The sequence below is a fragment of the Emergencia sp. 1XD21-10 genome (assembly GCF_009936045.1).
GTDB lineage: Bacteria > Bacillota > Clostridia > Peptostreptococcales > Anaerovoracaceae > Senimuribacter > Senimuribacter intestinalis.
This window is the reverse complement of sequence record NZ_QWEQ01000007.1, coordinates 102646-128131: the sequence shown is the minus strand read 5'-3', so window position 1 is coordinate 128131 and position 25486 is coordinate 102646. Positions and strand designations below refer to the sequence as shown.

At 44.2% G+C, this 25486-nt stretch carries 24 protein-coding genes; 23 read left to right on the top strand and 1 reads right to left on the bottom strand.

Going from position 1 to position 25486, the window contains the following annotated elements; genetic code table 11:
* Nucleotides 1-193 precede the first annotated feature (193 nt).
* The 3 genes from typA (at nt 194) to D1151_RS05585 (ending at nt 6387) form a co-directional block, all read left to right on the top strand.
* Nucleotides 194-2065, top strand: coding sequence for a translational GTPase TypA (typA, locus tag D1151_RS05595; RefSeq protein WP_160202691.1), 1872 nt, complete (start codon nt 194-196; stop codon nt 2063-2065).
* A 3-nt stretch (nt 2066-2068) separates the two neighbouring features.
* A complete protein-coding gene (locus D1151_RS05590) occupies nt 2069-2851 on the top strand; it encodes a mechanosensitive ion channel family protein (RefSeq protein ID WP_160202690.1) in 783 nt (260 codons plus the stop codon).
* Nucleotides 2852-2934: 83 nt separating this feature from the next.
* Nucleotides 2935-6387 (top strand): pyruvate carboxylase, encoded by a 3453-nt coding sequence (locus D1151_RS05585; protein ID WP_161908244.1) that lies wholly within the window; start codon nt 2935-2937, stop codon nt 6385-6387.
* Between the two features lie 127 nt (nt 6388-6514).
* Here D1151_RS05585 and D1151_RS05580 read toward each other — a convergent pair whose 3' ends face one another.
* Nucleotides 6515-7684 carry a hypothetical protein gene (locus D1151_RS05580; protein WP_160202689.1) on the bottom strand — a complete coding sequence of 390 codons (1170 nt, stop codon included), beginning with the start codon at nt 7682-7684 and terminating at the stop codon, nt 6515-6517.
* A 379-nt stretch (nt 7685-8063) separates the two neighbouring features.
* Between D1151_RS05580 and D1151_RS05575 the strand changes: the two genes are divergently transcribed.
* From D1151_RS05575 to nrdR, 20 genes are all read left to right on the top strand, one after another.
* Nucleotides 8064-8537 (top strand): LURP-one-related/scramblase family protein, encoded by a 474-nt coding sequence (locus D1151_RS05575; RefSeq protein ID WP_160202688.1) that lies wholly within the window; start codon nt 8064-8066, stop codon nt 8535-8537.
* A gap of 201 nt (nt 8538-8738) precedes the next feature.
* Nucleotides 8739-8939 carry a hypothetical protein gene (locus D1151_RS05570; RefSeq protein ID WP_161908243.1) on the top strand — a complete coding sequence of 67 codons (201 nt, stop codon included), beginning with the start codon at nt 8739-8741 and terminating at the stop codon, nt 8937-8939.
* Nucleotides 8929-9858 carry a hypothetical protein gene (locus tag D1151_RS05565; RefSeq protein WP_160202686.1) on the top strand — a complete coding sequence of 310 codons (930 nt, stop codon included), beginning with the start codon at nt 8929-8931 and terminating at the stop codon, nt 9856-9858. The genes D1151_RS05570 and D1151_RS05565 overlap by 11 nt, the downstream gene beginning before the upstream one ends.
* Before the next feature lie 497 nt (nt 9859-10355).
* The gene (locus D1151_RS05560; protein ID WP_161908242.1) at nt 10356-11474 is read left to right on the top strand and encodes an ATP phosphoribosyltransferase regulatory subunit; all 1119 of its coding nucleotides are present in this window, start codon (nt 10356-10358) and stop codon (nt 11472-11474) included.
* Entirely contained in the window at nt 11467-12102 is a 636-nt protein-coding gene (gene hisG / locus D1151_RS05555) for an ATP phosphoribosyltransferase (RefSeq protein ID WP_161908305.1), read from the top strand. The genes D1151_RS05560 and hisG overlap by 8 nt, the downstream gene beginning before the upstream one ends.
* The gene (hisC, locus tag D1151_RS05550) at nt 12103-13161 is read left to right on the top strand and encodes a histidinol-phosphate transaminase (RefSeq protein ID WP_161908241.1); all 1059 of its coding nucleotides are present in this window, start codon (nt 12103-12105) and stop codon (nt 13159-13161) included.
* Nucleotides 13162-13165: 4 nt separating this feature from the next.
* On the top strand, nt 13166-13753 hold the full coding sequence (gene hisB / locus D1151_RS05545) for an imidazoleglycerol-phosphate dehydratase HisB (protein ID WP_161908240.1): 588 nt from the start codon (nt 13166-13168) through the stop codon (nt 13751-13753).
* Nucleotides 13754-14371 (top strand): imidazole glycerol phosphate synthase subunit HisH, encoded by a 618-nt coding sequence (hisH, locus tag D1151_RS05540; RefSeq protein WP_161908239.1) that lies wholly within the window; start codon nt 13754-13756, stop codon nt 14369-14371.
* A 22-nt stretch (nt 14372-14393) separates the two neighbouring features.
* Entirely contained in the window at nt 14394-15161 is a 768-nt protein-coding gene (gene hisA / locus D1151_RS05535) for a 1-(5-phosphoribosyl)-5-[(5-phosphoribosylamino)methylideneamino]imidazole-4-carboxamide isomerase (RefSeq protein ID WP_160202681.1), read from the top strand.
* A complete protein-coding gene (gene hisF, locus D1151_RS05530) occupies nt 15158-15916 on the top strand; it encodes an imidazole glycerol phosphate synthase subunit HisF (protein ID WP_160202680.1) in 759 nt (252 codons plus the stop codon). Before hisA ends, hisF begins: the two co-directional genes overlap by 4 nt.
* Nucleotides 15917-16256: 340 nt before the next feature.
* Nucleotides 16257-16913, top strand: a complete 657-nt coding sequence (gene hisIE, locus D1151_RS05525) for a bifunctional phosphoribosyl-AMP cyclohydrolase/phosphoribosyl-ATP diphosphatase HisIE (RefSeq protein WP_161908238.1) — start codon at nt 16257-16259, stop codon at nt 16911-16913.
* The gene (locus D1151_RS05520; protein ID WP_161908237.1) at nt 16910-17698 is read left to right on the top strand and encodes a histidinol-phosphatase; all 789 of its coding nucleotides are present in this window, start codon (nt 16910-16912) and stop codon (nt 17696-17698) included. The genes hisIE and D1151_RS05520 overlap by 4 nt, the downstream gene beginning before the upstream one ends.
* Nucleotides 17699-17786: 88 nt before the next feature.
* Entirely contained in the window at nt 17787-18836 is a 1050-nt protein-coding gene (locus D1151_RS05515) for a BMP family ABC transporter substrate-binding protein (protein ID WP_161908236.1), read from the top strand.
* A gap of 90 nt (nt 18837-18926) precedes the next feature.
* Complete coding sequence (locus D1151_RS05510; protein ID WP_161908235.1) at nt 18927-20468, top strand: ABC transporter ATP-binding protein; 1542 nt, start codon at nt 18927-18929, stop codon at nt 20466-20468.
* Nucleotides 20465-21538, top strand: coding sequence for an ABC transporter permease (locus tag D1151_RS05505; protein WP_161908234.1), 1074 nt, complete (start codon nt 20465-20467; stop codon nt 21536-21538). Before D1151_RS05510 ends, D1151_RS05505 begins: the two co-directional genes overlap by 4 nt.
* Nucleotide 21539: 1 nt before the next feature.
* On the top strand, nt 21540-22493 hold the full coding sequence (locus D1151_RS05500) for an ABC transporter permease (protein WP_201759531.1): 954 nt from the start codon (nt 21540-21542) through the stop codon (nt 22491-22493).
* Between the two features lie 133 nt (nt 22494-22626).
* A complete protein-coding gene (gene tig, locus D1151_RS05495; RefSeq protein WP_160201297.1) occupies nt 22627-23715 on the top strand; it encodes a trigger factor in 1089 nt (362 codons plus the stop codon).
* 319 nt (nt 23716-24034) lie between these two features.
* The gene (locus D1151_RS05490) at nt 24035-24472 is read left to right on the top strand and encodes a hypothetical protein (RefSeq protein ID WP_160201296.1); all 438 of its coding nucleotides are present in this window, start codon (nt 24035-24037) and stop codon (nt 24470-24472) included.
* A 137-nt stretch (nt 24473-24609) separates the two neighbouring features.
* The gene (locus D1151_RS05485; protein WP_160201295.1) at nt 24610-24852 is read left to right on the top strand and encodes a PRC-barrel domain-containing protein; all 243 of its coding nucleotides are present in this window, start codon (nt 24610-24612) and stop codon (nt 24850-24852) included.
* A 178-nt stretch (nt 24853-25030) separates the two neighbouring features.
* Nucleotides 25031-25486, top strand: a complete 456-nt coding sequence (gene nrdR, locus D1151_RS05480; protein ID WP_160201294.1) for a transcriptional regulator NrdR — start codon at nt 25031-25033, stop codon at nt 25484-25486.

The following is a 25486-nucleotide window of genomic DNA, read 5'->3' as shown; positions in this document are numbered from 1 at the left end:
CCTAAATTTAATCATACGTTATAGTATGCAAAAGAACGCCGGAAGGTGAACTGTAGTTGTATACACAAAAAATATAGATGAATATTATAAAAATTTAACAAAAAAATACAAAAACCTTGCACAAACTATTGAACAAGATGCGTTAACGTGGTAAAATTAATAAGTATTTTTTTCAAAAAAAGAAGGTAATGAAATGACAGACAAACAAAAGATAATTAATATAGCAGTCATCGCTCATGTCGATGCGGGAAAATCCACCCTGGTTGATGCGTTTCTCAATCAGAGCGGAGTATTTCGAGCAAACGAGGAAGTTGCTGACTGTGTTATGGATAGTGATGACATCGAAAGGGAAAGAGGCATTACCATCTATTCCAAGAACTGTTCTGTGATGCACGGTGATGTAAAGATTAATATTGTAGATACGCCGGGGCATGCGGACTTTTCTTCAGAAGTGGAACGTATTATGAAGACGGTGGATACGGTAATTTTGTTGGTGGATTCCAGCGAGGGACCGATGCCGCAGACCAGATTTGTACTGAGCAAATCTTTGGAACAGGGGCTGAATCCGATTTTATTCATTAATAAAATAGATAAAAAAGACGCAAGAATTGATGAGGTCGTGGATGAGGTTTATGAACTTTTCATGGATCTAAATGCAAACGATACACAGCTTGATTTTCCGATTCTTTACGGGATTGCAAGACAGGGGATTGCGGTTCGTGACCCGAAGGAGGCGGAGGGGCTTTCTGTAGAACAAGGTGATGTGAAAATGAAACACACGCCGGCAGGATTTGCAGGTCTTGACATTACGCCGCTTTTTGACACGATTATCGAGCACTGCGAGCCTTATGCTGATTTGCGAGAAGAACCGCTGCAGCTGCAGGTATCCACGCTGGCTTACGATGACTATATCGGAAGATTAGGCATCGGCAGAATCACGAGAGGTGTTTTGAAGGAAGGGCAGACTGTAGCCGTTGCAAAGGAAGACGGTCAGATTGTACAGAGAAAGGTCAATCAGGTCTTTGTATACAGAGGGCTTAAGCGGATAGCAGTGCCGCAGGCTGAGTGCGGTGATATTGTCGTAGTTTCCGGTATTGCAGATATTTCTATCGGTGAGACTATCTGCGATGTGGCAAAACCTGAGCCGATGGAGATGATTCACATCGAAGAACCGACTCTTTCTATGAATTTTATGGTAAACAAGTCGCCGTTTGCCGGAAAAGTTGGCAAATTTGTCACCTCAAGACATATCAGGGAAAGACTGAACAAGGAACTGGAGGTCAATGTAGGTCTGATGGTGGAGGATACAGATTCCACTGACAGTTTCAAAGTATCCGGCAGAGGGGAACTGCACCTTTCTATTCTTATTGAAAATATGAGAAGAGAAGGATATGAACTGGCGGTTTCCAAGCCGGAAGTGATTTACAGAAAAGATGAACAGGGTAAAAAGCTGGAGCCTATTGAAGAAGTGGTGCTCAGCGTGCCTGATGAATATACTGGAACAGTAATCTCTAAACTGAATCTCCGTAAAGGGATTATGGTGCAGATGACCGGCGAAAACGGCTATTCCAAGCTGGAATATCACGTGCCGACAAGAGGACTTTTAGGCTACCGCTCTGAATTTATCAACGACACCCACGGAGAGGGGACTATGGAGCGCAGATTCCTTACCTTTGAAGCATACAAGGGAGATATTGCAGGCAGAACCAACGGCGTTGCCATTGCCATTGAAGAGGGCGTATGCACTCCTTACGCACTGGCTAGTATCAGTGAGCGTGTGCAGATGTTTGTGGATCCAGGAACCAAAGTTTACGAAGGCATGATTGTAGGCATGAATTCCAGAAGTGATGACATGGAGGTAAACCCTTGCAAAGCGAAGAAAGCCACCAATATGCGTGCAGCGGGAAATGATGATGCTGTTAAACTTTCACCGCCGAGAACTTTCACTTTGGAAGAAGCGTTGGAATTTATTGCTGACGATGAATTGGTAGAAATTACACCGGATGATATCAGGCTGCGCAAAAAGCTGCTTCGCGAGATTGAAAGAAGAAGATCAGGGAGATAATATATGTCTCAAAAAAACATAGAACTTTTAATAGATCTTGGAACAACGCTGCTCGTCGTCCTACTTGGCTGGATTGCCATTCGCATTATTCTGCGGATTGAGAAAAAGGCACTGGAGCGATCCAATCTGGATGAAGCATTGTATTTATTTATTCTAAAATCTACCCGGATTATTCTGTGGATCGTACTAATCGTATCGGTGCTGCCGATGCTGGGAATTAGTCCGGCATCACTAGTTGCAGTGCTGGGCGCAGGCGGCGCTGCCATTGCGCTGGCTCTTAAGGACAGCCTCGGCAATGTGGCAGGCGGCATCATCATATTGATGAACAAACCTTTTAACAAAGATGATACCATAGAGGTAAGCGGAACTATAGGTGTGGTTGACGCCATCGACCTTTTGACAACGAAGCTGCATACCTTTGACAATAAAGTGGTGACCATTCCCAATGGGACCATTACCACATCAATTTTAACCAATTATTCCAGAGAACAGATGCGCAGAGTGGACTGTACCTTTGGCATCAGTTATCAGGCGGATATCGGAAAAGCAAAGGAAATCCTGCTTGCTGTTGCTGAGCGTTGTCCCAAGGCGCAAAAAGAACCGGAGTTTGTTATCGGTGTATCGTCCCATGGAGACCATGCGATTTTGATGGATTTGAAAGTTTGGTGTTCCACAGAGGACTATTTTGATGTAAAATATTATTTAGAGGAAAATGTAAAAATTGCTTTTGACCAGGCGGGTATTGAGATTCCTTATCCCCAGGTTGATATTCATATCATTCAATAGTTTTTTAAATTATTTTAATTTTTTTATACATCTCTGGGGCGGAAAAATTCTGAACCTGTGAGATGAGAGAATGGGAGAGAAAAATGAAAGAAATTAAAAAATTCAAGAGAGTGCTGGTCGCCAACAGAGGCGAGATTGCAATTCGAATTTTCCGTGCTTGTAACGAGCTGGGGATTAGAACCGTTGCAGTTTACTCAGAAGAAGACAAGAATTCGCTGTTCAGAACCAAAGCAGATGAATCCTATCAGATTGGCAAAGGCAAAGCGCCAGTTGCGGCTTACCTTGCCATCGAGGAAATCATCGAGCTAGCAAAAGCCAAGGGTGTAGACGCCATTCATCCGGGCTATGGATTCCTTTCAGAGAATCAGGAGTTCGCAGCGGCATGTGAAAACGCAGGCATCGAATTTATCGGACCGACTGACAAGATGATGGGAAGTCTGGGCGACAAGATTCAGTCCAAACTGGTCGCAATGAAGGTAGGCGTTCCTACTATTCCAGGTGTAGAAAAGGCAATTCAAACTGAAAAGGAAGCTGTTGAGTTTGCACAGAAGTGCGGCTATCCGATTATGCTCAAGGCTGCTGCCGGCGGCGGCGGACGCGGTATGCGTATTGTCAGAAACGAGCAGGATCTGCTGCCGGAGTATAGAAGTGCAAAGAGCGAAGCGAAGAAAGCCTTCGGCATCGACGACATCTTTATTGAAAAATATTTAGAAAGCCCGAAGCACATCGAAGTGCAGATTTTGGGAGACAAATACGGCAATGTAGTGCATCTTTGCGAAAGAGACTGCTCCATTCAGAGAAGACACCAGAAGGTTATCGAGTTTACGCCGGCGCTGTGTCTGACTGAGGAAAAGAGAAAGGCAATCTGCGAAGATGCGCTGAAAATCGCAAGAGCCGTAAACTACAGAAGTGCAGGTACAGTTGAATTTTTGCTGGATAAACATGGCAATCACTACTTTATCGAGATGAATCCGAGAATCCAGGTAGAGCATACGGTAACAGAAATGGTAACCGGTATTGATATCGTACAATCTCAGATTCTCATCGCCGAAGGATATCCGCTTGATTCCGACGAAGTCGGCATCAGAAGCCAGAAAGATATTCAGATGAGAGGAAATGCGATTCAGTGCAGAATTACCACAGAAGACCCTGCCAACGGTTTTGCGCCTGATACCGGAACCATCGAACTTTACAGAAGTGCTTCCGGCTACGGCATTCGTTTGGACGGCGGCAATGGATTTACCGGTTCTGTCGTATCTCCATATTATGACAGCTTACTGGTTAAGATTACGGCATATTCCAATACCTTTGAGGGCGCGACCAGAAAGGCGATCAGAGCCCTGCGTGAAACTCAGATTAAAGGCGTTAAGACCAATATCGGTTTTTTACTTAATGTACTGAATCATCCTACCTTTAAAGCGGGCGATTGTGATACCGGCTTTATCGGGGCTAACCCTGAGCTGCTCAATATCAGAAAAGCTGATGATAAAGAACTGAAGGTTTTAAACTTCATCGGAAATAAAGTCGTCAATGAGACAAAAGGCGTCAAGCCGCAGTTTGACGTGCCGGTATTCCCGAAGATTCCGATGACCGAAATCAACACGTTGAAAGGAACTAAGCAGCTTCTCGACATGGAAGGACCGGAGGCTGTTGCAAAATGGACCAAAGAACAGAAGAAACTGCTGATTACGGATACCACGACAAGAGATGCTCAGCAGTCCCTGATGGCAACCAGGGTCAGAACTGTAGATATGGAAAAGATTGCACCGGCAATGGCGCTTTACGGCAAAGACCTGTTCTCCATCGAAATGTGGGGCGGTGCAACCTTCGATACTTCCTTCAGGTTCCTCAAGGAATCTCCATGGGAAAGACTGGAAACGCTGCGTGCCAAGATTCCTAATGTTATGTTCCAGATGCTGATCAGAGGGGCCAACGCAGTCGGCTACAAGAACTATCCGGATAATGTAATCAGAGAATTCGTCAAGCAGTCTGCGGCTGCTGGTATCGATGTGTTCCGTATCTTTGACTCTCTGAACTGGATTCAGGGTATGGAAGTAGCTCTGGATGAAACCTTGAAACAGGGCAAAATTGCAGAAGCATGCCTGTGCTACACCGGAGATATTCTGGATGATTCCAGAACCAAATACAATCTGGATTACTATATCAGAATGGCAAAGGAGCTGGAGAAGAGAGGCTCTCACATTCTGGGCATCAAGGATATGTCCGGTCTTCTCAAGCCGATGGCAGCTTATAAGCTGGTGAAAGCGCTGAAGGAAGAGGTGGATATGCCGATTCATCTGCACACCCACGATACCAGTGGAAACGGTGTGGCTACCATTCTGATGGCTGCACAGGCAGGCGTAGACGTAGTAGATGCAGCATTTAACAGTATGAGCGGTCTGACTTCTCAGCCAGCGCTGAACTCTGTGGTTGCTGCTGTTGAAAACAGTAGCAGAGATACAGGCATAGATCTTGACGGTATTCAGAAGATTTCCGAATACTGGAGAGATGTTAGACCGGTTTACAAGAACTTTGAATCCGATATGGCGACTTCCACTGCGGAAATCTACAAGTATGAAATCCCTGGCGGGCAGTACTCCAACCTGAAACCGCAGGTAGAATCCTTCGGCCTTGGACACAAGTTCCAGGAAGTAAAGGATATGTATAAAACAGTAAATCAGATGCTGGGTGATATCATCAAGGTAACACCGTCCTCCAAGGTAGTGGGCGATTTGGCAATCTTTATGGTACAGAACGACATTACACCGGAGAACATCGTTGAAAAGGGTAAGGATATCGACTTCCCGGATTCCACTGTATCTTACTTTGAAGGTATGATGGGGCAGCCAGAAGGCGGTTTCCCAGAAGATATTCAGAAAGTTGTGCTGAAAGGTAAAACACCGATTACCTGCAGACCTGGTGAACTTTTACCGCCGGAAGATTTCGGTGCAATCAAAGCGCATCTGAAAGATGAACTGGGAATAGATGCAACGCCGCAGGATATCATCAGTTATGCAATGTACTCTAAAGTATTTGAAGACTACCACAAGAGCCTGAAAAAGGATGGGAACTTTAGATACATGGGCAGCGATATCTACTTCCACGGTCTTTCCGAAGGTGAAACCTGTGAAGTCAAGCTGGAGGAAGGAAAAGTGTTGGTCATCAAGCTGCACGAAATCAGAGGCGTAGATCCGGAAGGCAACCGCGATTTGGTATTTGAAGTCAACGGCAACAGAAGAATCGTTAAGATTAAGGACGAAGATATGCAGTCTGCTGTTTCTTCCATCGCAACTGCACGTTTTGCAAACGAGGACGATCCGATGGAAATCGGCGCCAATATCCCGGGCAATATCCTGAAGATTTTGGTGAAGGAAGGCGAAGCGGTAGAAGAAAAACAGCCGATCGCAGTCATCGAAGCGATGAAGATGGAAACCAATATTCTGGCAACTGCAAAGGGCGTCGTAGACACAATCTATGTACACGAAGGCCAGCAGGTTAAAGCAGGCGAACTGGTAGCCAAACTGAAAGAAAACTAAAAACAATGGGCGGGAGTATTCCCGCCTTTTTTATATATAAGAAACCACGCATTGAATGCATGGCTAGTTTTGAACATAAAAACACCGACTGATGATAAGCCGGTGTTTTTGTATACTTATAGTTTTATTACTTGTTCCATTTCAGCGTATAGTAACCATTTCCGTGACTATACTTCTGGACCTTGATGTAGTAAGTGCCCGGCGCCAGCTTAGTGCCTTTGCCGATGGTGTATAGCTGCACTTCTTTGCCATCATCGCCGTAACAGTTGACGCTGGTAGCCGGATAGGTTTTACCGGATTGATAGAAAGCTGCTTTCAGTCCGCCAGAACTGCCGCCGCCGTTAGCCTTTACTTTAAAGGTAAATTTGACATACTGGGTTTTGGTGATTTTAAATTTGTACCAGTCTCCAGAAGTTGCACTCTGCGCTGCAGTGATGATGCCTTTCTTGGTACTGCCCTTGGAAATGGACTTTGCCTTGCTCTTGGAAGAGCCGCTGCTTTCCTTGACGCTGGTGAAAGAAACTTTGATACCGTAAGCATTGTCAGAATTCTTTACCGCAATGTAATAGGTGCCTTTCGCAACGCCGATGGTGGTCTTGTATGCCTTGCTGGAAGACAGATATTCAAAGTTGGTGAACAGACTGTTTTTCTTGGAATTCATCAGTTTAATGTTGAAACTAGAGTAGTCGGTCAGTCTTTCTGGAAAGCTAACAGTCAGATAGCCGTTGCCAGGGGCGGTTACCTTATAGTAGGAAACGCCACTGTTATCCGGACTTGCGCCGTAGAATACTTTGCCTTTGGTCAGCGTGCCGCCTGCAGGATAGAGAATAGCGCGAAATCCTACGGACTGCGGCATGCCAGCGTTGTAGCTTGCAGTTTCAAACTTCAAATAGTAAGTGCCCGCTTTTTTTACTTTTGCGTACAGGGTGTCTTCTACTTTTGAACTGCTTAGATATTTGGAGTAGCCAATTTTGTCTCCGCTGGTTGCAGCAGAAGTAGAGTGCAGGGTTACGGTAACGCCTTTTCCTACTTCAACGCCGGAAAGTGGAATTGCCAAGGTGCCGCCTTTTGTTGTTTTGACCGGAATGACAGTAACATTGTCACTGCCTGTGGTCATTCTGGCGACATATGCATTGATATCTTCTGTTGAATTTGCGCCCTGTGCTGTAATTTCTGTGGCTGGGGTACCAGCTGCGTCAGACACAGTCCCCGCAAAGATACTTTCCGCACCTGCGAAAGCAGTGGTTAGAACCAACGCAAAAGCAAGAACGAGGGATAATAATTTTCTTCTTTTCATAATTTCTGTCCTTTCATATAAATTCACATGATTTCAGGTTTCTTACTTCTAATTATACGATAGAATGGGAATTTTTTCAAGATGCATGTACTGTGTAATCACGACAAACCCATGAAACTGCAACAGGTAATCCGCGAACAAAGCCGCAAAAGTTTTCAAGGTTTTGCCTTTCCGCACCTGCGATTTCTCTTTCTGCTGCTATCAATATGTGGTATAATAACCTCACGGCGTTAGCAGAATTGAAGATTCTGACGCCTGAGAGAACATTGAATCACAAACTCTGTGCCTACGGCACAGGCGGCATACGCCGCCGCAGCACCAGGTGCTGCGCTTGTGGTATAATAATTTCAGGTAATTTGATTTTAATGAGAGGTACGGGATGAAGCTGAGATTTAAACAGAGATTTTTTTCATGGTTTGACAGTTATGATATATATGATGAATCAGAACGACCGGTGTACACGGTGCAGGGGCAGCTTGCCTGGGGACATTGCCTGAAAATTTTTGACGCGCGGGGAAGTGAAGTCGGAACAGTCAGGGAGAAAGTATTGACATGGCTGCCTAAGTTTGAAATCTACGAAGGAGAGGGATATATCGGAAGTATCAGCAAGGAGTTTTCATTTCTGAAGCCACGGTATCATATCGACTTTAACGGTTGGCATATCGAAGGAGATTTCATGGAATGGGATTACGAAGTCATCGGTGTCGATGGAAGAAAGGTAGCCGTGATTTCCAAAGAGTTATTCCACTGGACAGATACTTACGTGCTGGATATCGAAGATTCAAAGGACGCGCTGTATGTGCTGATGCTGGTGCTTGCCATTGACGCTGAGAAGTGTTCGAGGAATGATTAAACGAACCTCTTGCTGCGGGATTCAATCTTGATAAAAGTGACAAAAATCAAGAAATTTGTCACTTTTGTCACAGTTCAATTCGCTGATAATTTTTCGCACCCCTGCCGTAGGGCTGAAAAATATGCCTGTTTTCATTCGGCGTTTCTTGTGCTAAAATGGCAGAAGGCGGATTAACGAAAAACGAGTTGGAGGACATATAAAGTGGAATATTTTTTTAGTCATATTGGATATATCGTTGTGGTAGCTGTGGTATTGGGGCTGATTGGCTTTGCCACCGTTGTCATGGCATCGAAAAATGAAGCAGAGAGAGATATTAACGAAGAAAAGTGCAATTTCCATTGCGGAAGCTGTCCGAATACGGAACTATGTCATAAAGAGGGAAAGAAAACCGATGTATTATAGTCCGACACAGTGGGTGTTTCTATTTTTTATATATTGTTTTCTGGGCTGGATTTGGGAGACTGTGTATGTGTCTGTTCGCACAGGACATTTTGAAAATCGAGGTTTTATGCATGGACCATTCTTGCCGATTTATGGGTCGGGTGCAATTGTGATTCTCTTTGCCACTTTAGGTGTGCGCAACAGCCTGCCACTGATTTATCTGTTTGGCATGATTAGTTCGACAATCCTGGAGTACTGCACTGGTGCGGCGATGCAGAAGATTTTTGGCGTGCGCTATTGGGATTACTCACAGCACAGGCTGAATTTGAATGGGCATATCTGTCTATTTGTATCTCTGGCGTGGGGCGGATTTTCCATTCTTTTGGTCAGAGTGCTGCATCCTCCCATTGAAGAACTAGTGCTGCAGATTCCAATGGGAGCAATTGATGCTGCGGCAATGGCGCTTGTCATATTGATCTCGGTGGATATGACCATTTCTGTAAACGAAGCGCTGGATTTAAAGGCTATGCTGATCAAAAAAGCAGAGAGCAACGAGGAACTGCGCAGACTGCAGAGCAGAATTGATTTTGTCTATGCCCTTGCTGAAGATGATATTCGGAAATTTAAGGAAGAGCAGGGGGCGAAAGCAGAAAAGTTCCGCAATCGCTTTGAGCGAAATTTGAGAGAATCCCGAAGAGAGTATGAGACAAAACTGGCAGCACTTCGCGATTATGCAGAAAACTATTTTACCGATAAGCAGGAAGCGCTGCAGGAGCGTGTGGACTTTTATGAAAGGCTGGAGACTCATAGACAGAAACTGGCAGAGCGTACCGATAAGGAGTACCGAAGAGCGGTGAACATTCTTCGCAGAAATCCAGGCGCTGTTTCCAAGGACTTTGAGGAAGAGCTTGACCAGATTCACAAGTTGATGAGAAAATAAGCGAAAGCTGTCTACTTACATATTATGAAAGCGGGCAGTTTTTTTATGGATGAGTGTGCACTACCGGAAAACTGTAGTGTGCATATTTTCAGAAGTTTTGCCGATTATATGCACACTGATGTGCATATTTTTGGAGAAAGTGTTTGATATATGCACAATAGCATCTAGAAAACGAAAAATATCGGCAAGGAAGTGATAAAATTTCTTTTCAAAACCATAGAATATGCATATATTGAAGTTTTTTTTAAAATATATGCAGAGGGCTGTGCATATTTTGGTTCTTTTGTGCGAATATATGCATTTTATCCGCCACTGGCAGCAGGACGAAGGGTCGGCGATCTGAGAATCGGTCCTCCGCTTTGTATAGCAAAAAAAACATAAAAACATAGTGTGAGCCTCTTGATTTAATGCTTTAATGTGGTAAAATAATAAAGCGAAGGGCGGAACTTAAGGAAAAGGTGTGCCCTATGAAAGCTGAAAGGAGTTAAAGACAGACAATGAAAATCAGCAGAAGTTTACTGAAAAGTGATGAAAGAGCAACTTTTGAACTGAGAAATCTATACCAGAACTACGGCTACAGACAGTTTAAGATGGGAAAGTTTGAGGAATACGACCTTTACGTTAAGAATAAAGAATTCCTGCAGATTGACAGCATGATCACTTTTAACGACAACGGAAAACTGATGGCTTTAAAGCCAGACTTAACACTTTCCATTATTAAGAATTACCATCACAGCGAAGGATATATAGAGAAAGTTTACTATAGTGAGAACATTTATCGCGCCTCCAAATCTTCTCATACATATAAAGAAATTATGCAGACGGGTCTTGAGTGTATGGGCGATATCGACCTTTATCATATTTGTGAGGTAACCGCTTTGGCGGCAAAGAGCCTTGCGACAATCAGCAGTAACTACGTTTTGGAAATTTCCCATATGGGCGTCATTAAGGCAGTGCTTGCGCCGCTTTGCGAGGAGCTGCAGCGGCAGGTTTTGAAGTGCATCGCGGAAAAAAATTTGCACGAAATTCGCAAGCTATGTGAAGAGAACGGAATCGAAGAAACGGTATATCAGTCCATCGAGACTTTGGTATCAACCTATGGAGGATATAAGAAGGTGTTAACGGCTCTGAAAAAAGCCAGCCTTTCCGATGAGGTGAGAGTGGCCTTGACCGAACTTGAAACCATCTGCAGCATTTTGGCGGTCAACAAGCTGGCAAAGAATATCAATATCGACTTTTCCATCGTCAACGATATGGGCTATTATAGCGGTATTTTGTACAAAGGTTTTATAAAGGGCATTCCAAACAGTATTCTCTCCGGCGGTCAGTATGATCAGCTGATGGAGCGAATGGGGAAGAAAGCCGGAGCTATTGGCTTTGCGGTATATTTGGATTCTTTGGACAGACTTGACCCTAGTGAAAAAGTCTACGACTTTGATGTGGTCTTTCTCTACGATGAGAAATCGGATTTACGCCTTTTGATGAAGGAGGCTAAGGATATGCGTGACAAGGGCGAAAGTGTCCTTTTGGAGCGCAGTATTCCGGAGAAAATGACTTACAAGAAGCTTTTGAAACTGGAAGATGGGGAGGTAAAAATCCTTGAAAGAAATGATTAATGTGGCTCTGCCCAAGGGAAGACTGGGGCAGAAGGTTTATGATATGTTTGAAAAGGCGGGCTATCCTTGTCCGTCTATTAAAGAGGATAACAGAAAGCTGATCTTTGAAAACGAAGACGTGGGGGTTCGCTACTTCTGGGTCAAGCCGTCGGATGTGACTATTTATGTGGAGCGTGGAGCTGCAGATATCGGCGTAGCGGGAAAGGACATTTTGCTGGAATACGAGCCAGAAGTTTATGAGCTTTTGGACTTGGAACTTGGAAAATGCAGAATGGCGGTTGCCGCAAAGAGTACTTTCCGCGACAACACCGAGCGAACCTTAAAGGTTGCAACAAAGTTTCCAAATATCGCGAGAACCTATTACGAGAGGGAAAGCAGAGATATCGACATCATCAAACTCAACGGTTCTATTGAAATCGCACCGATTTTGGGTCTTTCAGATGTCATCGTGGATATCGTGGAGACGGGAAAGACCCTGAAGGAAAATAATCTGGAAGTGGTAAAGACTATTGTGCCAATCAGCGCAAGACTTATTGCCAATAAGGCGGGCTTTAAGTTTAAGACGGCAGAGATTGAGCAGATTCGTGACAGTCTGGCTTCCCAGCTGAAGGAAAAAGAGGAAAAATAAATGAGTAAATTTTTGGTAGAAAAATACAGGAAATTAAAGCCTTATACGCCGGGAGAGCAGCCGAAAGATCAGGTGATGATTAAGCTGAATACCAACGAATCACCTTATCCACCGGGACCTGCTACCATTGCAGCATTAAACGCAGGTGAGGCTGCAAATCTACGTCTTTATTCGGATCCGGATTCGTCGGATTTGAAGCAGGCCATCGCAAATCTTTACAGGGTGCAGAGAAACAACGTGTTTGTAACCAACGGTTCCGATGACATTTTAAACTTTGCCTTTATGGCTTTTGCGGGCGAAGGCGGCAAGGTCTACTTTCCGGAGACTTCCTATGGATTTTACGAGGTCTTTGCGGACCTTTACGAAACCGATTATGTGAAAGTGCCACTGAAACCGGATTTTTCCATCGATCCCAAGGATTATGTCTGTAAGGACGGCATGATTGTCATTGCAAATCCCAATGCGCCGACAGGACAGACCCTCTCGCTGCAGCAGGTGGAAGAAATCGTCAGAACCAACAGGGATTCGGTGGTGCTCATTGACGAGGCTTATGTGGATTTTGGTGCAGACAGCGCAGTAGAATTGATACATAAATATGAGAATCTGCTGGTGGTGCAGACTTTCTCTAAATCGAGGAGCATGGCGGGGGCGCGTCTGGGTTTTGCCATCGCGTCAGCAGCGCTGGTTGCGGATCTTGAAAAAATCAAGTTTTCCACTAATCCGTACAATGTCAATAGAATGACCAGCGCTGCTGGTATTGCAGCCCTTTCCGAAAATGAATACTATATGGAAAACTGCAGGCGTATTATGGAAACCAGAGCCTATACTGCAGAAAAGCTGATTGCTATGGGCTTTGAGGTGGTGCCGTCTAAGGCCAATTTTCTCTTTGCAAAATCTCCCGATGTGGACGGTGGGGTTCTTTATGAAAAGCTGCGGGAAAAAAGCATTTTGATTCGTCACTTTGACAAAGAGGCAATCAGCCAGTACAATAGAATTACCATTGGAACAAGAGAAGAGATGGATTGCTTTTTAGAAGCAGTATCAGAAATTTTGAGGTAAAAAGATGAGAACAAGTGAAATCAATCGAAATACAGCGGAAACCCAAATCAGTCTGAAGCTGAATATGGACGGCAGAGGGGAAAGCGCTGTTCATACAGGCTGTGGATTTTTAGACCATATGCTGACCCTCTTTGCAAGGCACGGCAGATTTGACCTTACAGTCAGCTGTCAGGGAGATACAGACGTGGATTACCACCACACCGTAGAAGACATTGGAATCGTACTGGGAAGCGCTTTTTCTGAGGCGCTCGCAGACATGCGGGGAATCTGCCGCTTTGGTGATATGATTCTGCCTATGGATGAGACTTTGATGATATGCGCAGTGGATATTTCCGGAAGAGATTATCTGGGCTTACAGGTAGAAATGCCATGTGAGAAAGTGGGAGATTTTGACACGGAACTGGTGAAAGAATTTTTTCTTGGTTTTGTAAGAAAGGCGCAGGTGACTTTGCACTTTAAGCAGCTTGCAGGGGAGAATACCCACCACATCATTGAAGCCATGTTCAAAGCTTTCGGCAGAGCTATGGCAAAAGCAGTAAAAATTGACGAGGAATATAAAGACGAAATTCCTTCCACGAAGGGAGTGCTGTAAATGATTGCCATCATAGATTACGGCGTAGGAAATATTTTTTCTCTGGAAAGTTCTTTCCGTTATATCGGACAGGAAGCGGTATTAACCAGCGATCCGGCGGTGATTGAAAAAGCAGATAAGCTGATACTTCCCGGTGTCGGCGCTTTTGGTGATGCGGCTTTAAAACTGCGGGAAAGCGGTATGGCTGAGGTGGTGCTTTCGGAAGTTTCCAAAGGAAAACCACTTCTTGGCATTTGTCTCGGTATGCAGCTGCTCTTTGAGAAAAGTTATGAATACGGTGAGCATGCAGGTCTGGGTTTAATCCCCGGTGAAATTGTCACCATGGAGGGTGTGGTGCCTTGCGGTTACAAGGTGCCTCATATTGGCTGGAATGGGCTTCATTTCCCCAAGGACAAAGAAAAAAGCCCGATATTCAAATATCTGGAAGAGGGCGATTTTGTGTATTTTGTCCATACCTATTATGGAAGTGAGTGCGAGGAAGCGACCATTGCAACGACAGAATACGGGGCAGAACTGACGGCGGCAGTTGCAAAGGATAACGTTTACGGCGTTCAATTTCACCCGGAAAAAAGCGGCGAAATCGGTATGAAGATTCTGCGTGCATTTTGCGAGCTATAAAAGAGAGAAAGGAAGTTTGGTTATGAAAATTTTTCCTGCCATCGATTTGCGTGATGGCAAGGTGGTACGCCTGCTAAAAGGCGACTACGACCAGATGACAGTATACGGAGACGACCCGGTAGCCTATGCCAAGGAGTTTGAGGCGAAGGGGGCAGAGTTTCTCCATGTGGTAGATTTAGACGGCGCAAAGGACGGCGATACCCCGAATTTTCAGGTGGTAAAACGCCTAGCGGCAGAAACCGGTCTGAAAGTAGAAATCGGCGGAGGAATCCGCAGCGAAGAGACCATCAAGCGGTATATTGACGCCGGTGTGTACCGGGTGATTCTCGGCACTGTTGCTGTAAAAGAGCCGGAATTTACTACAGAAATGATTAGGAAATATAAAGAAAAAATTGCGGTAGGCGTGGATATTTCGGAAAGGCATGTGGCAATTCATGGCTGGAAAGAAGTGTCTCAGATTACCGTAGATGAGATTTTTGAAAAGCTGGCAGATGACGGCGTCAGCTGCATTATCTGTACGGATATTTCAAAGGACGGCGCTATGCAGGGAACGAATCAGGCGCTTTACAAAGAGCTTTCAGAGAAGTATCCCGTCGATATTGTAGCTTCCGGCGGCGTGTCTTCTATGGCGGATGTGGCGGCGCTTCTTGATATGGGCGTTTACGGCGCTATCATCGGAAAAGCGATTTATAACGGCGCAATCGATCTGCAAAAAGCTATCGCTTTGGCGAAATCTATTGAGCAGGCAGACGTCTTTGCTGCCCTCTTTGATGAAGGAGGAGCAAAATGATTACCAAAAGAATTATTCCCTGTTTGGATGTGCGAAACGGCAGAGTGGTAAAGGGTGTGAATTTTGAAGGATTGTCAGACGTCTCTTCGCCGGTGGAGCTTGGCAAATATTACAGCGAAAACGGTGCGGATGAGTTGGTATTTTATGACATTACCGCTTCTTTTGAAGAGCGGGCGCTGTTTACGGAGATTCTGAAGGAAGTGGCTTCCAAAGTGTTCATTCCCCTGACTGTTGGCGGAGGTATCAACACCATTGCAGACTTTGACCGGGTGCTGAAATGCGGCGCGGATAAGGTTTCTGTCAACTCTGGCGCTATCAAAAATCCAGGACTTATTGCAGAGGCTGCCAAGAAATATGGTGATCAGTGCGTAGTGCTTTCTGTCGATGTGAAACGTGTTGACGGCAGTTTTCATGTTTTTGCAAAAGGCGGCAGAGAGGATACCGGGCTTGACGCATTGGAATGGATTAAGCAGGGTGAAGCCAGCGGCGCAGGTGAGATTGTAGTCAACAGTATTGACACTGACGGCGTAAAGAAAGGCTTTGATATTGAGCTTCTGCGCGCGGTAAACGATTTGGTGTCCGTGCCTGTGATTGCTTCAGGCGGTGCGGGCAGCATTTCTGATTTTATAGATTTATTCAGAGCGATTCCGGCCATTGATGCAGGATTGGCAGCATCTATTTTTCACTTTGGAGAAGTTGCGATTTCAGATTTGAAGAATCAGCTGGCAGCTGCCGGTATTCACGTGAGGAAGTAGATCGGTATGGATATTGGAATTTTCGTACCTATTCCGGATTTTTGTGAAAAAGGTACTAAGATTCGGAGTGATATTATGTTAATCGAAGTTTTTTTGAAGAAGTTATTTGGAATTTGACGGAGATTTATCACGTTTTTTTGCTTATGATACATTTATCCATGAATAATTCTTTCATTATGTGGGGATTTATTCTTTGATTTCCATATAATGCGTACGATGATTGGGGTGTGTTAGTACCTTTTTTACAAAAACAGCAGTTAGGTACTAAAACATGGTTTATGGCTTTCATGGGCTTGACACAAAAAGTAAAATATATTAAAGAAGACAGCAGGAGAAGATTATGGTAAAAATAGAAGAATTGAAATTTGATGAAAAGGGACTGATTCCTGCCATTGTGGTGGATGCACAGTCCAAGAAGGTGCTCACTCTTGCTTATATGAACAGAGAGAGCCTTGCAATCAGCATGGAGGAAAAGAGAACCTGCTTCTGGTCTCGTTCCAGACAGGAACTGTGGAGAAAGGGCGAAACCAGCGGCAATGTGCAGCATATCGTCAGCATTACGGCTGATTGCGACCGTGACGCACTGGTTGTCATGGTCAACAAAGAGGGACCTGCCTGCCATCTGGGCGGCGATTCCTGCTTTGAATTTCCTGTAATGGGAGAGCTGGAAATAGAAGAAACCGAGGGATTCTCTGTAAAAGGTCTCTACAAAATGCTGCAGGGCCGCAAGGAGGAAATGCCGGAGGGCTCCTACACTTCCTACCTCTTTGAAAAGGGAATGGACAAGATTTTGAAGAAGGTCGGCGAGGAGTCCACCGAAGTCATCATTGCAGGAAAAGCGGATGACAAGGCGGAGACGATTTACGAAATTGCAGACCTTGCGTATCATGTGATGGTACTTATGGTAGAAATGGGAATCACTGTAGATGACGTGATGAGTGAACTGGCTTCCCGTCATATTATAGACCATAAAGTGAAACAGGAGAAAATGAAATGATTGTGTTAAACCCAAAAGGGAATCTCAATTTGCATACCCATACCTGTTTTTGCGATGGAAAAGATGAGCCTGAGGAGATGGTAAAAAAAGCCATCGACCTCGGGTTTTGTGCCCTTGGGTTTTCCGGTCACGAGTATTCGGTCAACGATGAGGAGTTTTGCATGAGCAGGGCAAACACCTTGCGCTACAGAGAGGAAGTCCTGCGTCTAAAGGAGGCGTACCGGGGACAGATTGACATTTATCTGGGAGTCGAGCGAGATTACCTTGGAGAAGGAGACGATTATCCGTATGATTATATCATCGGCTCTGTTCATTATGCCCTTGCAAAGGATGGTACACCGGTATGTGTGGACAAGTCCGAGCAGGATATGGTAGCTGATGTACAGAAGTACTTCGGCGGTAACTACAGAGCTTATGTAGAGAGCTATTTTCAGTCTGTAGCTGACGTTGTAGATAAGACCGGCTGCGATATTTTAGGACATTTTGATCTGGTGACCAAGTTTAACGAAGGCTATAAATACTTCGATGAAGAGGCGGACTGGTACAAGGCGGCAGCCCTTTCGGCGCTGGACCAGGTGCTGGCTTCTGAAAAAAAGCCGATTATCGAAATCAATACCGGTGCTATGGCGAGAGGTTATCGCAGTGTGCCGTATCCGGCGGCCTTTATTTTGCGGGAGCTTGCAAAGAGCGACTGTTCTGTGATTCTGGGGAGTGACTGTCACGATAAGGAGCAGCTGAATTTTGGGTTTAAAAAGGCAGAAATGATTTTGTATACATTTGTTTAATCTGCGGAATTGTGTTGATAATATGAAATAGTTGTGGTAAAATCTAGTCAAAATATTTATTACAAATATGATAAAACGGAGGATGAAGATGAAGAAATTTATTTCATTAACCCTGGCTGCCGTAATGGTACTGTCCATGTCCTTATTTATGGCAAGCTGCGGCTCAAGCGATGATGGCGGAGATGCTGACGCGCCAGAAACAAAGGCTGTTAAAATTACTGGAGTTATTGCAACGCAGCTGGGCGACATGTCTTTCAACGACTCTGCAAATGCAGGTCTGAATGAGTTGAAGGAACAGGGTTTCGAGGTAAAAGTTACTGAATGTAATACTGACGAGACTTTATACGAGCAGAGCCTGAGAACTGCTGCAGAATCTTCTGATGTAGTAATCGGTGTAGGCTCCGAACTGCTTATGATTGGCACTGTAGCAAAAGAGTATCCGGATACTAAGTTTATTTGGGTTGACAATGTGGTTGATGATTATGCTGACATTCCTAACCTGACTTGTATCTCCTACAAGCAGAACGAGGGTTCTTATCTGGTAGGATATATCGCAGGTTCCATGACCGAAAGCAATGTAGTTGGCTTCATCGGTGGTGCTGACATTCCTGTTATCAACGACTTCTACGTTGGTTACAAGCAGGGCGCAGAGCAGGCTGGCAAAGACCTGAACAAGGATGTTAAGGTAATCAAGGGTTACACTGGCGACTGGTCCGACACGAACCTTGGCGCTGAACACGCACAGGATCAGGCATCCAAGGGTGCTGACATTATCTTCTGTGCAGCAGGCGGTTCCGGTAACGGCGCTATCATGAAAGCAAAAGAACTGGGCATTAAGTGCATCGGCGTTGACCAGGATCAGAGAATCACTATGTCCAAGTATGCAGACGAGATTCTGTGCTCCATGATTAAGAACGTACAGAAGTCTATCGTTGACTACGTAAAGGATTTCACTTCCGACGATTCCAAGTGGATTGGCGGACGGGTATTCTACGCTGGTTCCGATGGCGAATATGTAAAGGTTGCATATGGTCCGGAAGATGCGGATATGCTGGTTCCTGAAGATGTCATCAAAGCTTTGGATGAACAGATGGCTAAGATTACTGCAGGAGATATCGTAGTAGATACCGTATTCTAAATTTTAAAAGCAATAAACCATTTAGGGCGTGGCGTTTTAACGCCGCGCCTTATTTCATTTATGTAGACTAAGAAATGTGAGGAAACAATTTTGCAGGAGACGATTGTAAAGTTTGAAAATGTGACCATGCAGTTTCCGGGCGTACTGGCAAATGATAACGTTTCCTTTGATATCAGGAAGGGCGAAATTTTCGCGCTGGTTGGAGAAAATGGTGCAGGCAAGAGTACTCTGATGAATATTCTTTACGGTATTAACACACCGACCAGCGGCAATGTCTATATCAAAGGCAGCAAGATGGAAAAGCATACGCCGACAGAATCAATTGAACATGGCGTAGGCATGGTGCACCAGCACTTTATGCTGGTTCCCTCTTTTACTGTGGCGCAGAATATCGTGCTCAGTAAAGAACCGAGGAAGAACAGATTTTTTTATGACCTAAAAGGTGCCGAAAAGGCGGTATCGAATCTAGTGGAGGATTATGGTCTGGTAGTTGACCCAAAGGCTGTGGTTGAAGAAATTAGCGTAGGACTGCAGCAGAGAGTCGAAATTTTAAAAACGTTGTACAGGGGTGCTGATATTTTGATTCTGGACGAGCCCACGGCAGTACTGACCCCGCAGGAAACAGAGGAATTATTTGATGTAATCAGACGTATTGTCAAAGAAAAAGAAATGACCGTTATTATCATTACCCATAAGCTTAACGAGGTTATGGCTATTTCCGACAGAGTCGGGGTAATGCGTCAGGGTCAGCTGGTAGGCGTGGAGCAGACTAAAGATGTCAACGAAAAGATTTTGGCTTCCATGATGGTAGGTCGTGACGTACTCTTTGATAAACTGGAGAAGAAAGGAACGCCGGGCGATGTGATGATTGAAGTAGAGAATCTTCAGGTTGCAGATAATCGCGGTCTTCTTGCTGTTCGCGGCGTAGATTTGCAGGTACATGCAGGTGAGATTTTGGGCATTGCAGCAATTGAAGGTAATGGTCAGAGTGAGCTTCTTGAGGCGATTACAGGTATGCGCCATATTGAGGCAGGTACAGTAAAAGTATCAGGCACAGATATTGCTCGTCTGCGTCCGGGACAGGTTCGTGATTTAGGCCTTGCTCATATTCCGGAGGACAGAATTGCCACCGGTGTATCTACTAAGTCCACCATTACGGACAACCTGATTATCGGCAAGGAAACGTTGCCTGAGTTTTCCAAATATAAGATTCACCTAAAACGATCTTCCATTGTTAGGTATGCCAATGAGCTGTTTAGAAAGTTTGATATGAGAGGCGCTGGTGTTAACACAGAGGTTGGCTCTTTGTCCGGCGGCAATATGCAGAAAGTTGTCGTCGCCAGAGAATTTTCCTTTGATACGCCGATTGTTATCATTGCTCAGCCGACTAGAGGCGTGGATGTAGGCGCCATTGAATTCATTCATCAGTGTATCATCGACAAGCGTAACGAAGGTTGTGCAATTTTGCTGGTCAGTGCAGATTTGGACGAAGTATTCCGTCTCAGTGACCGGATTATCACCATGTACGAAGGTGAAATCACAGGAGAGTTCAAAGAAGGCGAAATTGATAAGATGGGTATCAGTTACTACATGACCGGACACCGAAATGAAGAAGCGGAGGTGCAGGCATGAATCAGCTAAAGGAAAAAATTAATGTAAGATATATCGGAACGTTGGCAGCCTGCATTATCGCAGCGCTGCTCATCGGCGCAGTGCTGATGGTACTGACAGGATTTAATCCTTTTGAAGCTTACGGAGCGATGATTGAAGGTGCTCTGGGAAGTCCCCGTTTTATCGGTAATACCTTAGAGCGCGCTATGCTGCTTTGCCTTTTGGGACTTGCTACGGCAATCGGTGCAAAGGGCGGACTTTTTAACGTCGGCGGTGAAGGGCAGCTGTTTTTTGGCGCTTTGACTTCGACCATGATTGGTCTTTGGTGCTCCAATCTCCCGACTATTGTAGTAGTGGTACTTTCATTTATTGGTGCCGTTGTAGTAGGCGGTTTTTATGCATGGATTCCGGCGCTTTTAAAAGTAAAGCTTGGTGTCAGCGAAGTCATTACGACTATTATGTTAAATACCGTGGCAATCAAGGTTTGTACATATCTTGTAAATGGACCATGGAATGCACCTAGTGCGGCTATTGCAAAGGGTACAGAGTATCTTCCGGATACGCTTCGCTTTACAAAGCTGATTCAGGCATCCAATTTGACCACTGGTTTTATCGGCGGTGCAGTAGTAGCATTTTTTATCTGGTATGTGATGAAGATGACCAGCACAGGTCTTCAGATTAAGGTAACCGGTGAGAATGAAAGATTTGCAAGATTTGCAGGACTTCCAAGCAGTAAGCTGATGATTGGGTCTATGGTTGCTTCTGGTGCAATCTGCGGATTTGTAGGTATGTTCCTGGTTTATGGATCTCAGGGCCACATGACCGAAGCTGTCAGCAACGAATTCTATTTCGACGGTATGCTGGTTGCTATGATTATGAACTATAACCCGATTGGTATTATCATCATGAGTTTCTTCTTTGCGATTATGAGCGTAGGCGCAGCTTATATGGATATGATGGTCGGCATTTCCACCCAGATTTACGATATCATTTTCTCCATTATCATCTTCCTGATGGCAGCAGAAAAGGGTATCAACGCATGGTTGGAACATAGAAAACTACAGAAAAAAGCAAGAAAGGAGCTGAAATAAAATGTGGGATCAAATTTTAGGATTATTCAGTGTTGGATTATTCCAAAACACCATTCGTAATGCAACTCCGGTACTTCTTGCTGCTCTGGGCGGGCTTTTTACTGAGCACGCCGGCATTATGAATATCGGCATGGAAGGCATGATTTTGATGGGGGCGTTCTTTGCTGTTGCATTCAGTTTTATGTTTGTCAGCGCACCGATGGGCATTCTCGCGGCGGTTCTTGTAGGAATTCTGGTGGGGCTATTCTTTGCGTTGTTTGTTGTAAAGCTGAAGAGTGATGAATTTATCATCGGTATGACGATTAACACCTTTGCAGGGGGTCTGACTATCTTCATGCTCCGTTCCGTGTTCGGAAAGGTTGGTACCTGGACTGACGCAAACATCAAGGGGCTTGACCCGATTGAAATTCCTCTGATTAAGGATATTCCTGTACTGGGAGATATTCTCAGCGGATACTCTCTGTTTGTCTATCTGTCTTGGCTCTTTGTGATTCTAGTATGGATTTTCCTTTATAGAACCCCTTACGGTTTCTGGCTGCGTGCGGCGGGAGAACATCCGGAAGCGCTGGAGACAGCAGGTATCAGTCCAGTTAAGATGAAAGTGATTTCCAGTATTTTATGCGGTATTTTCTGTGGTTTTGCAGGAGCACATCTGTCTCTAGGATTCCTTAACTGCTTCACAGAGGGTATGAGCGCAAGCCGCGGCTTTATCGCATTTGCATGTGTGGTATTCGGTATGGCAAATCCGCCGAAAGTATTCGGTGCTGCCTTGCTCTTTGGCTTCCTGCAGGCACTGGGTATCAGACTGCAGTCCGTGGGCGTGCCGAGTGATTTGACGGCGGCAGTTCCGTATCTGGCAACCGTCCTCATGTTGGTATATATTACAGTGTCCGCAACAGCAAGGAAGAGAAACAGAGCGAGAAAGGCGGTCGAAAGACTGGAAGCACAATCGTAATCTTTTGACCATGTGAAAAATTGTGTATTTTATGTGAATTCTCGTGATAACATTTGAAAACTGCTGATAGCCGTGTTAGAATGTGTATAGTCTGGTAACGGACAAAGTATTATAGATTAGAGGATGGAATGACATGAAGAAAAAACTATTATCAAGCAGTCTGATTGCAGTGCTTTGCCTGGCGTCAGTTTTTGCGATGACTTCCTGCGGTGAAAGTGAACCTTACAGCGATTACGATCTGTCTGAATACGTGACTGTAGGAGAATATAAAGGACTGGAATATGAGAAGGTTTCTGTTTCTGTATCCGACAAGGAAGTAGAAGAGGAAATTCAGAAGAGACTGGAAGCCCATAAGACTTCTGAAGACGTAACTGAGGGTACTGTAAAGGACGGAGATACTGTTAATATCGACTTTAAGGGCACCATGGATGGCAAGGCATTTGACGGCGGCAGCGCTGAGGGTCAGAGCTTGACTATTGGTTCCGGAAATATGATTCCGGGCTTTGAAAGCGAACTCATTGACAAGAAAGTTGGCGATACCGTAACTTTCGATATCACTTTTCCAGATCCTTATGAGAACAATCCGGATATAGCAGGCAAAGAAGCAACCTTTGAAGTAAAGATTAACAGCAAGAAGGTTGAGAACGTACCTGAATACAACATGGACTTTGTCAAGGAGTACTACAGCGATTATAAATCCCTGGACGAATTCGAAAAGGGAGTAAAGGCTGACTTGACTGAGACTAAGACTACAGAAGCTGAGAACCAGATGAAAAGTGGTCTGTGGCAGCAGATTGTGGAAGCTTCCGAAGTAAAACAGTACCCTGATGAAAAGGCTGAGAGGATTGAGAAAGAAAAGGAAAATCTCAAGAAAGTCGCAAGCGACTATAACATGGAATGGGAAGATTATTTAGAAACCATCGGTTATGAAGAGAAAGATTTAAACAAGACTATTGAGACTTATGCGGAATCTATCGTCAAAGAAGAGATGGTGCTTTACAGCATTGCTAAGACTGAGGGACTGGAAGTCAGCGACGATGAGTATGCGGAGTATCTGCAGAGCCTGCTGAAATCTGCTAATATGGACGAAGATGCATTTAAGAGTGCATATAACATGACCATAGAGGAGTGGGGCGAAGAAAACAACGTCCGTACTTCCCTCCTTTTAAATAAAGTCATGGATAAAGTCATCGAGTATGGCAAAGAGGTCAGCAAGAAATAACTGAATATTATTTGTGAATTTTGAGGGAACCGCCTGTATGAATGGAAAATAGCCGTTCATGAGGTGGTTCTTTTTTCTATATGTAAAATGTATTTTGCTAAAAATTTATAAATAAAATGATTTTAATATTATATATTATAAAAACAAATCATAAATTGACGAATTTGAGCAAATATGCTATCATATAGAAAAGTCAGAAAAGTTAACAATCCTACAGCAGGACCATATGCTTATAAATCGGGTTTTAAAGCAGAAGCGTTTCCGAAACATAATCCGTTTAATGATTAAGGGAAAATAGAATCGAAAGGGGTAAAGTCTTGTGAGTTACAAAAAAGTGTATTACATCTGGACTATGTTTATAGTAGCTATGCTGATATATGTATTGACTTTTCACCATGACATTGTTAGTGGACCGTCTTTTTTGTCGAAAGGTTTTTCGATAAATGAATGGGGTGAACTGCTACAGCAGTATCAGAATCAAAGGAATATCACGGGGCTGAGAACCTTAATCGAAGGAATTAGTAGAATTAATGTCTTTGTGATTATTGCAGTTTACTTCATTGTTTTTAAAAGCATAAAAGAAATTGTAATGAAAAAGAAAGTGAAAATGATTATTGCAAATGTGATATGCTGCGCTATTACAATTGTTTTCATGGCGTTTATGAAAGAGTCCTTCAAATTATATTTATCCATTGCAGCAATGATTCAATTTAATTTTTGCCAATGCTATATGCTTGGAATAATTGGCAATGATTAACCATATATAATATTGACTAAAATAAAAAGGTTAAAAGGCAAAACAAAGCGGTCCCTGAAGGGGATCGTTTTGCATATTCGGAAAACTTTTGCATATAGTGAATTATACGACTATGGTCAGATCAAAGGGGGAAAAATATGTTAAGTACGGACAAACTGAAGAATAAGGAAGTCATCAATATGCGGGACGGCAGGAGCCTTGGCTTTATCTATGATATAGAAGTAAATCTGGAGAAGGGAACGATTGATGGTGTGATTATACCGGCAGAGCGGGGGTTATTTCGATTTTTTGGAAACAGGGAGGATGATTTTGTCATAAAATGGGACAGGATTAGAACGATTGGAGACGATGTAGTGCTGGTAGATTTAGAGGGGTATTGAGTTGGACAAAACTAAGGGAAAGCTGTGCAGGGTGATAGTCACCGGCGGATGTTTTCTAAAATGGAAAATTACTAAATATAGGTGCAGTCTTCTGAAGAATTTTCTTTGCAAAAACTACAATATGTAGTAAAATGGAAAAGTAAACTGTTTCCAGAGAAAGATCAAGGAGGAATGCCAGATGAAATGCCCATACTGTGAGAATCCGGATACGAAGGTAATCGATTCCAGACCGACAGAGGAAGGACATGCAATTAGACGGAGAAGAGGCTGCGAAAAGTGCGGCAAGCGCTTTACAACTTACGAAAAAGTAGAAGAATCTATCATCATGATCATTAAAAAGGACGGACGCAGGGAGTCTTTTGATCGCAATAAAGTGATGAACGGCATTGTTAAGGCATGCGAGAAACGCCCGGTTTCTATGGCGGATATTGAACGAATCGTCAACGAAATTGAGCGGGGGCTGAACAATTTGATGGAGAAGGAAGTCGAAAGCACTTTTATCGGAGAACTGATTATGGAGCAGCTGAAAAAACTGGACGAGGTTGCTTATGTCAGATTTGCGTCAGTATACCGTCAGTTCACCGATGTGAATACATTCATCAAAGAAATTGAGAAACTCATTGGAAACAAGTAA